Origin of the sequence: Stenotrophomonas sp. S39, from assembly GCF_016624665.1 — a bacterium.
Taxonomy (GTDB): domain Bacteria; phylum Pseudomonadota; class Gammaproteobacteria; order Xanthomonadales; family Xanthomonadaceae; genus Stenotrophomonas.
Window position 1 is genome coordinate 16,951 of the sequence record NZ_JACVTT010000033.1, and the last position, 14,162, is coordinate 31,112.

The following is a 14,162-nucleotide window of genomic DNA, read 5'->3' on the forward strand; positions in this document are numbered from 1 at the left end:
ATGCCCGCATGTCCAAATCCCGCCACCCGTACCTGACCGCCACCCTGGGCGACGCCGCCACGCAGCTGCCGCCCGATCTGGCCCAGCCACTGGAGGACGCCTTCGCCGCCGCAAATGAAGTCCCTGCACCATCACCCTGCGCAACTGCCTGCTGAACATTGCCGCCGGCGATGCCGCGGATGGACAGCCCTGGCCGTTGCCGACCCGCACGCCCGGCCAGGCCGTCGACAATGCACGCCGGGACCGCAGCGCCGCCGGGTTGGCCGCGCTGCTGGAGCTGTATCACGCCAACGAGCGCGTGCGCGTGGATGGCGAGGAAAAGGACGATATCGGCGACGGCGCGCGCGAAGGACTCATGCTGGCCTGCCGGGGGCTGGCCGAATATGTGGCGCTGCAGTCACGGCCGGGGTGAGGCGGCGCACTCCGATTCACCGGCCCTGGTTACCACCTTTCCGGCCACGTCCACCATGCAGAAGCGGCCATTGAACCAGCGGGACTGCGCCTCGTCCTTGTTGCCCGGCGTGCCCGGTGTGCGCCCCCAGAGTTCCACCTGGTAGCGCTTGCCGCTCTGCAGCGCGGGCGCGGGCGGCCCGCCTTCGCCGTAGGGCAGGCACTGCCCCGGCGGCAGCGGCGGTTCGACAGATCCAGACTGCAGGAAGTCGCGTTCCCAGATCGGCGCGCCGCCCGTGCCGACCTCCATCACCGAAACACCGGTGATGAGCGGCGCGTTGGCGCGCGTTTCGCGGGTATCGGGCACGCCGAAACACGGCACACCGCCACGGTCCTGGATGGTCGCCTGCTGGTAGCGCCCGGCGGGCGACGAACAGCTGGCCATCATCGGCAGCAGCAGGCCCAGCAGCGCGACCGGCACTCGCAGTTGCATCATCGGGTTGTCCTCGGCAGGTTGTCCTTGCTGCTGCGGTCGGCAAGGAACTGGGAAAGCGTGTGTTCCAGCTGTGCGCCGATGCCGGCCACCGCGCGATATCGGGTGTTGTTCATGCGCGACTGTGAGCCACGGAAGGTGACGAGGAAGTAGTCGGCCAGCATGTCACCCTGCGCCTCCATGTTGTAGTCGTGGAACAGGCGCGTTTCGTCCAGTACGTAGTCATAGCTCATGCCCGGTCTTGGCCCGCGCACGAGCTTGACGTTGTAGCCGAGCTGGTACTGCCAGACATGCGTCATCTCGTGGATGAAGAACTGCTGGTTACCGATGCTGTCGGCGGAGAAGTCATCGAGGTAGATGCCCTTGGGGAAGTACATTTCGCCGTTCGGGGTGACAGCGGTGTTCTTGTCCTGGAAGCCGAAAAACAGCCAATAGCCGTGGTTGTGGACCTTTACGCTGCTGTAGTCGACCGCATCGCCGAACACCAGCCGTGCCATCTCGATCTCGCCCGGGGTCAGGCTGCGCTCATGGCCCGGCGCACTCACCGGCACGACCGAGGTGCCCATTTCATCGGAGGTGGTCATCACCCCATCAAGCTCGAAGACCTCCTTGGCGTCGGCGCTGGCCGGCGACGTGCGTGCGCAGCAGCCCGTCGGCTGCTCGGGCGGATGCAGTTCGGCACGCGCGATGGGCTGGCTCTGGCCGGATGACACGCGTGCCGTTTCGCCCTGTTCATTGGTGGTGCCGTTGATGGACTGGCCATCGGCCAGGTGCAGCGTGTACGGCACATTCGCCAACGGTGTCCCTTGCGAGCCGACGAACCGGACCGCCTGGTCATACGCAGGCAGCACCTTGCTGGCGAGCGGCGCCACGGCGCCCACGATGGCGGCCACCTTGCCTGCGGCACCCGAGCTTCCGCCTGCACCGCCCGCGGCCGCGCCGCCACCGCCACCGCCGGTGACATGCACCACGGACTGCTGGCTGGACAGCACCCGGCAGCCGCAGGCAAGCGCGCTGCCATGCAAGGCAACCGGCTGCCCATCGACCATCAGCGTGGCATCGCCTTCGACAATGGCGAAGACGCCTTTATGCAGACTTGGGCAGGTTGCCTTGTCCCCGATACGCGCGACGCCCTTGCCAGCAACATCGGTGTCCCCCGAGGCGGTGATCACCCGACCGCCGCTGGAGGTAACGTCCCCCATCACAATCCAGTTTCGTGCCATGTCCGTCATCCGTTGCAGACCGTGGCCCATGATGCGACGAATCTGGCGGCCTCAACTGAATAGGCGGCTGGGGGCGGCGAGGGGCTGGGCTGCCGTGGGCGGGGTTTTGAATGTCGGCATCTGCCTTGCACTGGCACGCGCGCACCGATATAAAATGGCCGCACCACTCCTCCTTTGCCGCGTCATTCGGTTGACTCAACGGCTCAGGACGAAAAAACCGCCGAAAGGCGGTTTTTTCACATTTGCAGGAAGCAAATATGGCGATCACGACAGCGGTCTACGTGGACGGCTACAACCTCTACTACGGCCGCATCAGAAACACGTGCTTCAAATGGATTGATGTCGTGAGGCTATTCGAGATCCTGCTCCACGATCAGAACCCGACGAATGAACTAGCGCACGTGCACTATTTCACAGCAATGGCATTGGGGCGCTTTGCTACTCATGGCGGCGCTTCAGTTGCGGCACAAGCGTGCTACCTGCGCGCGCATGAACATCTCCACCCTGATCGATTCCTCAAGACATTGGGCAGGCACAGCATGGAGAGAAAGGGAACACTGCTTCCAGTCTTCAACCCAGACGGCCCTTATGACCGCAAGCAACGCATACGGGTGTGGAAAATTGAGGAGAAGCAGACGGATGTGAACATCGCCTTGGCGATGTATCGGGATGCAGCATCCGGGAGATATGCGCAGATGGTTATTTGTTCAAATGACAGCGACGTTGAGCCGGTGCTCAGGGCGATTCGAGAGGACTTTCCTCACATACGACTGGGCGTAGTGACGCCAAGACACCCTCCGGATGGCGGTGGCCCCGCAGGGAGGTCAGTGAGTTCGTCTCTCGATGGGAGGGCGGACTGGACAAGAACGCACCTCTTGGACGACGAACTGAAACGCGCCCTGCTGCCACTGCGCGTACAAACGGGAAGGAAGCCCATCCGAAAGCCTGAACACTGGTAGCCATACGAGCGCGCACGGCATGCTCACACGGGCCAAGGGCCACGTTCTGCGCCATGGCCGGCCATGATCTGGTGCCGCTTATCCGAATCGAACGGATGACCTACTGTTTACAAGACAGTTGCTCTACCAACTGAGCTAAAGCGGCATGGGTGCTTCACCGGCGGCAGTGCCGCGGTGGGGCGATTCTAGCGCAGTCGCGTGCATTCCAGCGACCGCTGCTGCGCAGCACCGCTGCGCTGCTGCACCTGCTTCGGTTCGCTGCCGGCGGCCAGCTGCCCTTCCAGCCACCATTGCCCGGCGTCGCCACTGGCCACCAGACGCGGCTGGAAGCCGGCGGCCTTCACGGCGGCAATGCGGCGCTCGGCGCCCTCGCGGTTGCGGTACTGGCCCAGGGCGATGGCGTTGCTCTCTTCGCCCTGGCTGATGATGTAGTAATCGCTGAGACCGGCGGCGACGATGCGCTTGACCGTGGCCTGCGCCTCCTCGCGGCTGGCGGCGGCTGGCAGCAGCACGCGGTAGCGGGTGCTGCCGCTGGCGGCGGGCTGTTCGCGCAGGCGCGCCGGGGCCAGCAGGCTGCCGGCGCGGCCTTGCGCGGCCACGGCGGCGGCGCGGTCGGCAAACGGGCCCAAGGCGACGCAGCGCGGCGGTGCGGCGGGCTTCTCGGCAGCGGGCTTCGCTATGGCTGGCGTTTCAACCACCGGCGCAGCGGGCTTGGCGGCGGCAGCCACGGTGGGCGCTACGTTGGCAGTGGGCGCGGTTTCGGCGGGCGGCGGTGTCGCCGGTGCCGGCGCCGGTTCCTCGGTGGCCGCCACGGCGGCGCTGGGCGCGGCCTCGCGCTCCTGCAGGGCTTCGGTGGGCGTGGCGGCGCTGGTCTGGGCCACGGCAGCGGCATCGGTGCCGCCCGGCAGCCAGCGCAGCTCGGCCACGCCGGTGGCGGGCTGGGGCGGCGTGGCCGGCGCGGGTTCACTGCGCAGCAGCCACCAGCTGGCGACGCCTACGTTGAGGATGGCCAGCACGACGATCAGGGCACGGGTCAGCATGCTGCCGATACTAGCCTGCGGGCTGGTGCACCGCCCAGCGGGCGAGGCCGTCCAGCACCAGCGACGGGTGGTAATCGGCGCCGTCCAGCAGCGGCATCAGCGCGGGTGCGCCGCCGCCATGCACCAGCAGCGCGGGGGCCACGCCCAGCAGCGCCTGCGCGTGGCGGGCGCTGCGTTCCACCAGCGCCACGGCAGCACCGTCACAGCCGGAGGCCAGCGCATCGGCGGTGTCGTTGGCGAATTCGCTGTAGTCGCCTCCACTGGCCGGCAGCTGCACCGCACGCGCGTGCAGCGCTTCGCGCATGGTGGTGGGCGAAGCGGAAATGCGGCCACCGTGGTGCTGGCCGTCGGCGTCGAGCAGATCGATGGTGAGCGCGGTGCCCACGCCCACCACCAGCACCGGGCGGCGCGCGGTAGCGGCGGCCAGCAGCGCCAGGAAACGATCGACGCCGAATTTTTCCGGCTTGGCGTAGGCAATGCGCACGCCCGCGCATTCGGCACTGGTGCGCACCACGCGCACATCGCCGAAGCGGGCCTGCAGCTGCTGCAGCATGGCGGTGGTCAACGACGGTGCGGCCACGCTGGCAACAAAGGCGGTGCCGCCCGTGGGCAGGCTGTGCGGCGGCTGTGCGGCCATGCCTTCGGCGCCATGCGCCCAGGCCTGCACATCGCCGGCACGGTCACCCTGCAATGGCGCGAACTTGAAGCGCGAATTGCCAAGGTCGAACAACCAATCGCTCATGCCTTCCTCACGCTCACTTCGCCGGCGTGCAGCAGGCGCTCGTGGCCATCGATGCGCACGCGCAGGGCGCCGTCATCGGCCAGGCCCAAGGCGGTGCCGTGCTGCCATTGGCCTTCCAGTTCCACGCGCACCTCGCGACCGGCCAGCATGTCGAAGGCGGCATAGCGCGGCAGGAACGGGGCCAGGCCCTCGCGGTCGAAGACCTCCAGCGCCGGCAGCAGGCGCGCCAGCACGGCGGCCACCACCACGTTGCGGTCCACGTGGGTACCGGCCAGGGTGTCCAGGTCCACCCACGGCTGGGTGATCTGTTCGGCGAAGGCCGGCGGCATGTGCACGTTGATGCCGATACCGATGACCGCACGCGCCGGGCCGGCGTACTCGCCGCCGCCCTCGGCCAGCAGGCCGACCAGCTTGCGGCCGTCCACCAGCACATCGTTGGGCCACTTCAGCTGCGCCTGGGTGTAGCCCAGGTCGTGCAGGGCCTCGGCCACGGCGATGCCGGCCACCAGGCTGAGCCCAGCCAGGCGGCCCAGGCCGCCGGAGAACAGCCGCAGCACCGAGAGGTAGACGTGGGCAGCCAGCGGCGAGGCCCAGCTGCGGCCGCGACGCCCACGGCCGCCGGTCTGGCGCTCGGCCAGCAGGACGCAAACGCCGCGCTGTGGCGCGCTGCAACGCAGCAATTCGGCATTGGTGGAATCCACCGTCCAGGCCACCTGGAGCTCATGCAACAGGGCCACGGCGTCGTCGGGCAGGTGCGCGCGGATGGCCGCCGGGTCCAGCAGCTCCAGCGGCTGGCTCAGGCCGTAGCCCTCGCCTGCGCGGCCTTCGATGCCCACACCAGCAGCCCTAAGTCCTTGAATGCGCTTCCAAATGGCCGCCCGGGTCTGGCCCAGCTCACGGGCCAGGGCGTCGCCGGACAGGCGACCGGCAGCGAGTTTGGCCAGCAATTGGCGATCGTCCACGGCAGCTTCCACAAGGTCAGAACGGAATTATGCGGGAAAGCCGCCAGCGACGCCCGCGGGGTGCCGGGGGCGGGGCTTCCAATACGGGGCCGGGTTCGGGCTAGAATCGGGAACTCACCCTCCCTTAACGTGGATGTCGTCAATGCGCCGTTATGCCCATTGCCTGATCCTGCTGACGATGCCCTTTGCGGCGTCGGCGACGGCATCGCTGGACGACAGCCGTGGGGGCTGCGTGTACTCCACCCCGGACGCCGCTTCGCAGCGTGCCGCCACGTCCACCGCTTCGGCCACCGCAGCCAAGCCGGCGCCGGTACGGCCGGCGGCCAGCAGCGCCACCAGCAGTGGCGGCGGTGGCAGCGATGACGATGTGCTGCAGCGCATCCGCGCGCCGAAGTGGCACAGCTACCTGCCGGGTATGTTCCGCTGATCAAGTCGTTGCTGCAGTGGCTGCGACCTGCGCCGCGGCCGATCGAAGATGCGGTGTGGAATGAAGCCTGCGGCCGCGCCGCCTGGCTGCGGGGCCTTGGCGATGCGCGCCGCGCGCGCCTGCGCGTGCTGGCCACCCGCTTCCTGCATGAGAAGACCATCACCCCGATTGGCGAGCTGCAGCTGCAGGTGGCCGATGGCGTGCTGCTGGCCGCGCTGTGCTGCCTGCCGCTGCTGGAATTCGGCGAGGTCGGGCTGGAGGGCTGGTCGCAGCTGATCGTCTACCCCGACGCCTTCCGCGTGCACCGCAGCCACATGGATGCGGCCGGCGTGCTGCACGAGTGGGATGACGAGCTGATTGGCGAATCGTGGGACAGCGGGCCGTTGATCCTGTCGTGGGCCGACGTGCAGGCCGACCTGGCCGCGCCGCACGAGGGCTACTGCGTGGCCGTGCATGAAATGGTGCACAAGCTGGATGCGCTGGATGGCGCGATGGACGGCACCCCGCCGTTGCCGCGTGCGTGGCAGCGCGAGTGGGCGGCGGCGTTCCAGCAGTCCTACGACGCGTTCTGCGCGCAGGTGGATGCTGGCGTTGAGACGCTGATCGACCCGTATGCGGCCGAGGCGCCGGAGGAGTTCTTCGCGGTGGCCAGCGAGTACCACTTCTCCGCGCCGGATCTGCTGGCGCAGGCGCTGCCGGAGGTGGCCGCGCACCTGCGGCGGTTCTATGGCGAGCCGCCGGCAATGGCCGATTGATTCATCCGTTCGCCGGGCATGGCCCGACGCTACCCGCGGGCACGTCGACCGGTAGCGCCGGGCCACGCCCGGCGGATCGAAATGCGCGTCGACCGGTAGCGCCGGACCATGCCCGGCGGATCGAAGTGCCGGGGTTTACGGCCCCGGCGGCAGGCGCACTTCGAAGCGGGCGCCGCCCAGTTCACTGGAACGGGCCACCAGCAGCTCGCCGCGGTAATCCTTGATCAGGTCCTGCACGATCGACAGGCCGATGCCGTGGCCCTGCACGCGCTCATCGCCGCGCACGCCACGCTGCAGCACCTTGCCGATGTCTTCCGGGGCGATGCCCGGGCCATCGTCGTCCACCGCCAGCAGCAGGCCGGCGCGGCGCGCGTTGGGTGCCGGCAGCGGCTGTGCGGTCAGCAGCACGCGGCGCTTGGCCCACTTGAAGGCGTTTTCCAGCAGGTTGCCCAGCAGTTCCTGCAGATCGCCCGGTTCGCCGTGGAAACGCGCGGCCGGGTCGATGTCGAATTCGCACAGCACGCCCTTCGACGCGTAGACCTTTTCCAGGCCACGCACGATTTCCTCGGCGTTGGATTCCACCGGCAGCGGCGCGGAGAACAGCTTGTGGCCCGACGAGGCGGCACGCGCCAGCTGGTAGGACACCAGGTTGTTCATGCGCTGCAGCTGCACGTCCAGTTCCTCGCGCAGGGCGCCATCGCCGGCACCGCTGTCCATCTGCGTGCGCAGCACGGCGATGGGCGTCTTCAGGCTGTGCGCCAGGTCGGCCAGGGTGTTGCGCTGGCGCTCGAGGTTCTCGCGCTCGCTCTCGATGAAGGCATTGATGCTGTCGGTCAGCGGTTCCAGCTCGCGCGGGTGGCGCTCGCTCATGCGCTCGGTCTCGCCGCGCTGCACCTTGGTCAGCTCGGTGATGACCCGGCGCAACGGGCGCAGGCTCCACTGCAGGATGACGGTCTGCAGCAGCAGCAGGATCAGGCCGATGCCGCCCAGGTAGAACCAGACCCGGCTGCGGAACACGCGCAGCTGCGCGCCCAGCGCGCGCGAGTCTTCCATCACGTAGATGGTGTACGGGAATTCGGTGGCGGGGTCGGCGTCGGCATCCCACACCAGGCCCAGGCCGTAGCGGTATACCGAGCCCTGGCTGCCGTCGATCTGGATCATCGGCAGCGGGCCTTCGAATACTTCCTGGCGCGGGGCCAGCAGGCCGCCGCCCACGGTGGGCAGCATCGGGCCTTCGGCGGACATCGAATTGCCCTTGCCGTCCGGCATCACCACCTGCAGGTAGAGGCCACTGCCGGGCACGTCGAAGCGCGGATCCGGCGGCTGCTCGCGGATGTACAGCGAGCGGTCGCGGGTGAAATCGATGCCGGCCGCGTAGGCCGTGGCGTAGTTCTTCAGGCGCTCACGCAGGTTCGCCTTCGCCGTATCGGCGAAGGCGGCATCCAGCGCGTAACCGGCCAGGGCCAGGAACGCGACCAGGCCCACGGACGCGGCGAACAGCTGGCGCGCCTGCAGTGAGCGCGGCCGCCAGCGTCGGAAGAACCACAGACGGCCGGACATCGTTTATCGCCTTGTGAAAGGCTCAGCCCTCGTTGCGCGGGATCGCGAAACGGTAGCCGCGGCCACGCACGGTCTCGATCGGCTTCAGTTCGCCGTCCGGGTCCAGCTTCTTGCGCAGGCGGCCGATGAACACTTCCAGCACGTTCGAGTCGCGGTCGAAATCCTGCTGGTAGATGTGCTCGGTGAGGTCGGCCTTGGAGACCAGTTCACCGGCATGCATCATCAGGTATTCCAGCACCTTGTACTCGTAGCTGGTCAGGTCGACATTGCTGCCGGTGACGCTGACCGTCTGTGCTGCCAGATCCAGGGCAACCGGACCGCATTCCAGGGTCGGCTTGCTCCAGCCAGCGGCGCGGCGCAGCAGCGCGTTGACGCGGGCCAACAGTTCTTCCACATGGAACGGCTTGACCAGGTAATCGTCGGCGCCCTGCTTGAGGCCTTCGACCTTGTCCTGCCAGCTCGAACGCGCGGTCAGGATCAGCACCGGGAACTTCTTGCCCTCATCGCGCAGGGCCTTGATCAGCTCCATGCCCGACATCTTGGGCAGGCCCAGGTCGATGATGCCGACGTCGAACGGCACTTCGCGGCCCATATAAAGGCCTTCCTCGCCGTCCTGTGCAGCATCGACGGCAAAACCTTCGCGCTTGAGCCGGGCTGCCAGGGTCTCACGCAGCGGGGCTTCGTCTTCGACCAGAAGGATACGCATGAACTCTCCCTAGTGTCCTGGGTGTGGCCCGGAGGCCAGTGGGTACGGTGTATTACGGCAACTATCCCTGTTCAGGGGTTATCGCCGCGTAGTGATGACATATCCGACCGCGGCGTGCGCGGCTGTGAACGTGCCGGGGCGGGATCGTCCATGTAGCGGACGCGGCCCCGGTCATCCATATATTTGACCCGGTTGATGTCCCGGCCATCGAACGGCACGCGCTCGGCGCCGAGGATGTGGCCACCGGTGGAGCGCTGCACCCGGCGCACAGCATCGGACAACGAACGATCATCGCCACGGCCACCACGATCCATCATGTCCGTACGCATGTCCGCGCGCATGGCTGCACGCGGCTCACCGCCACCACCACCACCGCGCGGTGGCTGCTGGGCCATCGCTGCAGAAAGGGGGGCAGCCGCCAGGACCACGCAGGTGGCCAGGGCAATGCGGCGGTGGAAGGGAGCGGAAGACATCGATGCGATCCTAGCCGAGCACGGCGATTCGTTCAAAAGTCGTAAATCCGGAGCGCCGGATACGGAACCCGGCCTTTACATTTCCTTTGCAAATGATTGGTTTGGCGCGGTGAATCCGATCTGAACTTTTCCGGGTGCTCTCCGGCGTTGTTCATCTAAGTGAACATTCGGGACGAATCTACGGGCCTTGTCAAGTCAGGAACGTGACTGCGGTCACGCTGCAGCACGGTCCGATGCGCGCTCGGTGACCGCCAGCGCCCGCTCGATCAGCGCCCAGTCGGCGCCGGGGCGGTGTGCGCCCTCGCTCAGCACCTGCCGGAAGGCGCGGCCGCCCGGCTGGCCATGGAACAGGCCCAGCAGGTGGCGGGTGATGTGCTTCAGGGCCAGGCCCTCGCCCAGGCGTGCCTCGATGTACGGGCGCAGCGCGCGCAGCAGTTCGCCACGCGGGCGCAGCGCGGCGCCGGTCTGCAGCGCCTCCAGCTGATGCAGCAGGTAGGGGTCGTGGTAGGCCGCGCGGCCCAGCATCACGCCATCGACGTGCGCGGCCTGGGCCTGCACCGCCTCCACGGTGGCCAGGCCGCCGTTGATGACCACCGGCAGCGCCGGGCGCGCCTGCTTGAGGCGGTAGGCCCAGTCGTACTTCAGCGGCGGAACCTCGCGGTTCTCCTTCGGCGACAGGCCCTTCAGCCAGGCATTGCGCGCATGCACCACGACCATGGCGGCACCGGCGGCGACCTGGCGGTCGACGAAGCCGGCGAACACCTCGTAATCGTTGTCCTCGTCCACGCCGAGGCGGCACTTCACCGTCACCGGGATATCCACCACATCGACCATCGCCGCCACGCACTCGGCCACCAGGGCCGGCTCGCGCATCAGGCAGGCGCCAAAGCGCCCGGCCTGCACGCGGTCGGACGGGCAGCCGCAGTTGAGGTTGACCTCGTCGTAACCCCACTCGGCAGCGATACGCGCGGCCTGCGCGAGCAGGGCCGGATCGCTGCCACCCAGCTGCAGTGCCAGCGGCTGTTCACTGGCGTCGAAGCCGAGCAGGCGCTCGCGGTCGCCGTGGATGACCGCGTTGGCGTGCACCATCTCGGTGTAGAGCCGCGCACCCGGCGCCAGCACGCGGTGGAACACGCGGCAGTGGCGGTCGGTCCAATCCATCATGGGGGCAACGGAAAGGCGAATTTCTTCAGTTTTCAACATTTTCATGCACTTACCACCGTATATGGGTACACAGAAGCACCCGATTTTTCCCAATTTTTCCCGCTGAATCCCATTCATCTGCACCATCCGCGTACCAACAGGAACGTGGTACACCGGGAGCTGGTACACCGATGGCAACGCTACAACCGCGCAACGGCCGCTGGCGCGCCATTGTGCGTCGAAAGGGTCATCCAACGCAGAGCAAGACCTTCCCCACCAAGACTGCCGCCAAGACCTGGGGCGACCGCATCGAGCGCGAACTCGCCGACTACGAGGCCAGAGGCGGCACCCCCGGAGAGAACCTGACCATCGAGCAGCTGATCAGCTGGCGGATCGAGGATCTGGTCTCGGTGAAAGCTGCAGGCGCGACCCAGACCGGAAACCTGACCCGACTCCGTGAAGGGCTGGGCAGCATAGTGGCCAGGCACCTGACGGCCAACGACGTGATCGAACACGCCCGCCGGCGCGTTCAGGGCAACCACATGTACGCCAAGGGGCACATTATCCCCCCTTGTTCGGCTGCAACCATGAACGTCGAGCTCGGGTTCCTGTCCGAGCTGCTGAAGCTGGCCGGGCCAATGAAGGGCGTGAAGCTGACAGGCGACCCGGTGGCGGAAGCCCGCCCTGTTCTGCGACTGTTGAAGCTGGTCGGGAAGTCCAAGCAGCGTGACCGCCGCCCGACGGGCGAGGAGCTGCAGCGCCTGCACGCCCACTTCTCAGCTGCAGAATGGCGGGCCACTATTCCCATGAGCGATATCGTCACCTTCGCCGTCCTCACGGCGAAGCGTGAAAGCGAAATCACGCGGCTGCAGTGGTCGGACCTCGACGCCACCAACCGCACTGCAATGCTGAGAAATGCGAAGCACCCTCGCGCCAAGGTCGGCAACCACCGCACGTTCCCCCTCCTTGGGGATTCCTGGGACCTAGTGCAGCGCCAGCCGCAGATCCCCGGGGAGGACCGGATATTCCCCTTCAACCCGAAGTCTGTTGGCACGGCGTTTACTCGCGCCTGCAGCAAGCTCGGGATACTGGACCTGTGCTTCCACGATCTACGTTATGAGGCAACGTCCAGACTTTTTGAACAAGGCTATGACATCCCCGAAGTCGCTGCGGTAACGCTTCATCGATCGTGGAACGAGCTCAAGCGGTACACGCAACTGAGGTCTGAAAGCCTACACAGGGCTGTCCGGAAACCTGACAACTAAGCAATCACTTGACGGCCGAACAGTCCCATCGCAATGATTACTTTGTCGCTGGGCGGGAGCCAGCTTGGGGGGATTCCATGGAACAGGATGAGCTAATCGCGCATCTCAGATGGGTGCTTGAACGGCAATTGCACTGGATTGGGACGGCCGATGTTAAGGCTGGGGGCCTAATTGGCATCTATATGGCGCTCACTGCCGTAGCTGCAACCTTGTTGGATTCCGCAGAACCGTCGGCCTCCGCAAAAGCTCTTTTCATCCTAGCCGGCTTGGCGCTTCTTCCTGCCTTGGCGCTGGCAGTTGCAGTTTTTTTCCCGAGAGACAGCTCTCAACGGCGTTCCTCCATATTCTTCGGAGAGATCGCGGCTACTGACCTTAGCAAGTTCATAGAGGCGGGCCGACTGCAGAACAATGCGATTGTGGCGGACGATCTCCTAGGCCAGATTCATATCAACGCCAAGATCGCGACATGCAAGCATGCTTACGCGAAGAACTCCATCATCTTTGGCGCGGTTTCACTGGCGCTTTGGCTCGGAGCCATTGCTACTTTTGTGGGGGAATGATGACCTTTGAAGCCGACTTAGCTCAACGCGTCGCTGCTATTGCAACGGAAGACTGGACAGTCACCCCTGGGCGAGTAGTGCCAGATGTGGCAGGCCTTCCTTTCGCAAATCAAGGAAAAACCCTTTCTGCATGCATCATGTATGCGGATCTAAGCAACTCCACAACTATGGTAGACAATACGCCACGGGAAAGAGCTGCTGAGTACTATAAAGCTTTTCTCTATTGCGCATCACGCATCATAGAAAAGAACGGTGGAACCATTGAAGCTTACGATGGGGACCGAGTGATGGGCGTCTTCTTGGGGGTTGGCAAAGAAGACAATGCGGTCAGAGCCTCGCTGCAGTTAACAAAAGCAATGACAACCATTGCCAACCCCGCCTTCCTCAATGAGTACCCGCTGGAGCATGCAAATTTGCAGTTCACGGTAGGCATTGATTCCGGTGACGTAATGGCGTGCAAAGCAGGTGTGAGGGGTACATCAGAACTCGTTTGGGTTGGACCCGCGGCAAACTACGCCGCCAAGCTCAATAGCTTTCCCGAACTCGACCATGATTACCCGACACGAATCACGGAGGCTGTGCATTCACAGATAACAGCGTGGACGTTCATCCAAAGCGGCCTCACGATCTGGGAGGGGCCATGGGAAAGATCGGGGAAGCTGCACTACCGGACGAAGGCGATAACCGACTTCTAGCAGATGGCCTACCCCAGCCAGCCGAACGGGGGCGAGGTCCGTAGCTTGGCCAGCCTGTTCGCGCGCACTGCCTCCCCGTACGCAGTGATCCTGCTGCAGTGATCCTGCTAATTTCCTCGCGCAGGCGGACCTGGTGTCTGTCCACCCGCAGCTCTGCGCCGGCACGACCCTGCTCGTAGCTGCTGCAGCGGCGGCCTGGCCCGCCAGGCCCATTCCGGTGCCGATCCAAGTGGCCACCCAGGTGTTGTCGTCCACCCGCTGTGACAACGTCACCAGCCACACCCCTTCACAGCCGATCACGGTCAGGGGATCGTTAGGCAGGCGCTGGCACAGCGCGTCGTCCAGTAGAAGTCGGGGGGCAGCGGCATGGCGGGGAGGATTCGGCTAGTCGTCGCAAAGGCTGCGACAAGGGAGCGGGCTGCAGGCGTGAGCATGTGCGGCGGTGGGGATGCGGATGGCCCCCTTAAGCGCGATAAGGTGAAATTTTTCAGGTGACCACGGGAAAGAGGTAACAAAGGTAACCACCCTGAAAAAAATTGACATATTCACCTTTAAAAACAATGATTTATATTGAATTTATCAAGGTAACAATAGAGTAACCTCTGAGTAATCCCATTACCTTCTTCAGAGGTAACATTGGCGGAACAAAATTTCCTTATGAATCAATGACATTACTTTGTACGGATCGAAAAATTACCTCAAATCACCTCGAAAGGTAACCACAACTTTTCCTTTTCTATCAGTCACTTAGAAGCGGCTTGGATGCGCG

The 14,162-nt window shown here is 65.3% G+C and carries 15 protein-coding genes, 1 tRNA gene and 1 pseudogene; 7 read left to right on the forward strand and 10 right to left on the reverse strand.

Translation table 11 applies throughout. The features are described from left to right. Positions 1-8: 8 nt before the first annotated feature. A pseudogene (locus IAE41_RS10575) lies at positions 9-412 on the forward strand (hypothetical protein). Here the strand turns inward: IAE41_RS10575 and IAE41_RS10580 are convergent. Both IAE41_RS10580 and IAE41_RS10585 read right to left on the reverse strand, forming a co-directional pair. Then, positions 398-886 carry a hypothetical protein gene (locus tag IAE41_RS10580; RefSeq protein WP_200733086.1) on the reverse strand — a complete coding sequence of 163 codons (489 nt, stop codon included), beginning with the start codon at positions 884-886 and terminating at the stop codon, positions 398-400. The pseudogene IAE41_RS10575 and the gene IAE41_RS10580 sit on opposite strands and share 15 nt — an antisense overlap. Beyond that, on the reverse strand, positions 883-2,136 hold the full coding sequence (locus IAE41_RS10585; RefSeq protein ID WP_234458427.1) for a PAAR domain-containing protein: 1,254 nt from the start codon (positions 2,134-2,136) through the stop codon (positions 883-885). Before IAE41_RS10585 ends, IAE41_RS10580 begins: the two co-directional genes overlap by 4 nt. 227 nt (positions 2,137-2,363) lie before the next feature. Between IAE41_RS10585 and IAE41_RS10590 the strand changes: the two genes are divergently transcribed. Further along, positions 2,364-3,065, forward strand: coding sequence for an NYN domain-containing protein (locus IAE41_RS10590; RefSeq protein ID WP_108758381.1), 702 nt, complete (start codon positions 2,364-2,366; stop codon positions 3,063-3,065). 69 nt (positions 3,066-3,134) lie between these two features. On the opposite strand, the gene IAE41_RS10595 is transcribed toward IAE41_RS10590, so the two are convergent. The 4 genes from IAE41_RS10595 to birA all read right to left on the reverse strand — a co-directional run bounded on the left by IAE41_RS10595 (position 3,135) and on the right by birA (position 5,809). Further along, positions 3,135-3,210 (reverse strand) — tRNA-Thr (locus tag IAE41_RS10595). A gap of 40 nt (positions 3,211-3,250) precedes the next feature. Continuing rightward, a complete protein-coding gene (locus IAE41_RS10600; protein ID WP_200733087.1) occupies positions 3,251-4,105 on the reverse strand; it encodes an SPOR domain-containing protein in 855 nt (284 codons plus the stop codon). Between the two features lie 10 nt (positions 4,106-4,115). After that, a complete protein-coding gene (locus IAE41_RS10605) occupies positions 4,116-4,847 on the reverse strand; it encodes a type III pantothenate kinase (protein ID WP_079224899.1) in 732 nt (243 codons plus the stop codon). Beyond that, a complete protein-coding gene (birA, locus tag IAE41_RS10610) occupies positions 4,844-5,809 on the reverse strand; it encodes a bifunctional biotin--[acetyl-CoA-carboxylase] ligase/biotin operon repressor BirA (protein ID WP_200733088.1) in 966 nt (321 codons plus the stop codon). Before birA ends, IAE41_RS10605 begins: the two co-directional genes overlap by 4 nt. A 142-nt stretch (positions 5,810-5,951) precedes the next feature. On the opposite strand from birA, the gene IAE41_RS10615 reads away from it, so the two are divergent. Both IAE41_RS10615 and IAE41_RS10620 read left to right on the forward strand, forming a co-directional pair. After that, a complete protein-coding gene (locus IAE41_RS10615) occupies positions 5,952-6,236 on the forward strand; it encodes a hypothetical protein (RefSeq protein ID WP_079224897.1) in 285 nt (94 codons plus the stop codon). After that, positions 6,203-6,991, forward strand: a complete 789-nt coding sequence (locus IAE41_RS10620) for a M90 family metallopeptidase (protein WP_200733089.1) — start codon at positions 6,203-6,205, stop codon at positions 6,989-6,991. Before IAE41_RS10615 ends, IAE41_RS10620 begins: the two co-directional genes overlap by 34 nt. A gap of 135 nt (positions 6,992-7,126) precedes the next feature. On the opposite strand, the gene IAE41_RS10625 is transcribed toward IAE41_RS10620, so the two are convergent. From IAE41_RS10625 to dusA, 4 genes are all read right to left on the reverse strand, one after another. Then, on the reverse strand, positions 7,127-8,551 hold the full coding sequence (locus IAE41_RS10625; protein ID WP_079224893.1) for a sensor histidine kinase: 1,425 nt from the start codon (positions 8,549-8,551) through the stop codon (positions 7,127-7,129). A gap of 22 nt (positions 8,552-8,573) precedes the next feature. Further along, complete coding sequence (locus IAE41_RS10630; protein WP_079224892.1) at positions 8,574-9,257, reverse strand: response regulator transcription factor; 684 nt, start codon at positions 9,255-9,257, stop codon at positions 8,574-8,576. Positions 9,258-9,328: 71 nt separating this feature from the next. Next, positions 9,329-9,730, reverse strand: a complete 402-nt coding sequence (locus IAE41_RS10635) for a hypothetical protein (RefSeq protein ID WP_079224890.1) — start codon at positions 9,728-9,730, stop codon at positions 9,329-9,331. 213 nt (positions 9,731-9,943) lie between these two features. Continuing rightward, positions 9,944-10,939, reverse strand: coding sequence for a tRNA dihydrouridine(20/20a) synthase DusA (gene dusA, locus IAE41_RS10640; RefSeq protein WP_200733090.1), 996 nt, complete (start codon positions 10,937-10,939; stop codon positions 9,944-9,946). Between the two features lie 125 nt (positions 10,940-11,064). Between dusA and IAE41_RS10645 the strand changes: the two genes are divergently transcribed. The 3 genes from IAE41_RS10645 to IAE41_RS10655 all read left to right on the forward strand — a co-directional run bounded on the left by IAE41_RS10645 (position 11,065) and on the right by IAE41_RS10655 (position 13,393). Next, positions 11,065-12,138: a site-specific integrase gene (locus tag IAE41_RS10645; protein WP_200733091.1), complete on the forward strand. Its 1,074-nt coding sequence runs from the start codon at positions 11,065-11,067 to the stop codon at positions 12,136-12,138. A gap of 77 nt (positions 12,139-12,215) precedes the next feature. Then, positions 12,216-12,698, forward strand: a complete 483-nt coding sequence (locus IAE41_RS10650) for a Pycsar system effector family protein (RefSeq protein ID WP_200733092.1) — start codon at positions 12,216-12,218, stop codon at positions 12,696-12,698. Further along, on the forward strand, positions 12,698-13,393 hold the full coding sequence (locus tag IAE41_RS10655; RefSeq protein ID WP_200733093.1) for an adenylate/guanylate cyclase domain-containing protein: 696 nt from the start codon (positions 12,698-12,700) through the stop codon (positions 13,391-13,393). Before IAE41_RS10650 ends, IAE41_RS10655 begins: the two co-directional genes overlap by 1 nt. Positions 13,394-14,162 lie beyond the last annotated feature (769 nt).

Coding starts and splice junctions, on each gene's coding strand:
- IAE41_RS10580 (WP_200733086.1), bottom strand. CDS start 886: ATGATGCAACTGCGAGTGCCGGTCGCGCTGCTGGGCCTGCTGCTGCCG.
- IAE41_RS10585 (WP_234458427.1), bottom strand. CDS start 2,136: ATGGGCCACGGTCTGCAACGGATGACGGACATGGCACGAAACTGGATT.
- IAE41_RS10590 (WP_108758381.1), top strand. CDS start 2,364: ATGGCGATCACGACAGCGGTCTACGTGGACGGCTACAACCTCTACTAC.
- IAE41_RS10600 (WP_200733087.1), bottom strand. CDS start 4,105: ATGCTGACCCGTGCCCTGATCGTCGTGCTGGCCATCCTCAACGTAGGC.
- IAE41_RS10605 (WP_079224899.1), bottom strand. CDS start 4,847: ATGAGCGATTGGTTGTTCGACCTTGGCAATTCGCGCTTCAAGTTCGCG.
- IAE41_RS10615 (WP_079224897.1), top strand. CDS start 5,952: ATGCGCCGTTATGCCCATTGCCTGATCCTGCTGACGATGCCCTTTGCG.
- IAE41_RS10625 (WP_079224893.1), bottom strand. CDS start 8,551: ATGTCCGGCCGTCTGTGGTTCTTCCGACGCTGGCGGCCGCGCTCACTG.
- IAE41_RS10630 (WP_079224892.1), bottom strand. CDS start 9,257: ATGCGTATCCTTCTGGTCGAAGACGAAGCCCCGCTGCGTGAGACCCTG.
- IAE41_RS10635 (WP_079224890.1), bottom strand. CDS start 9,730: ATGTCTTCCGCTCCCTTCCACCGCCGCATTGCCCTGGCCACCTGCGTG.
- dusA (WP_200733090.1), bottom strand. CDS start 10,939: ATGAAAATGTTGAAAACTGAAGAAATTCGCCTTTCCGTTGCCCCCATG.
- IAE41_RS10645 (WP_200733091.1), top strand. CDS start 11,065: ATGGCAACGCTACAACCGCGCAACGGCCGCTGGCGCGCCATTGTGCGT.
- IAE41_RS10650 (WP_200733092.1), top strand. CDS start 12,216: ATGGAACAGGATGAGCTAATCGCGCATCTCAGATGGGTGCTTGAACGG.
- IAE41_RS10655 (WP_200733093.1), top strand. CDS start 12,698: ATGACCTTTGAAGCCGACTTAGCTCAACGCGTCGCTGCTATTGCAACG.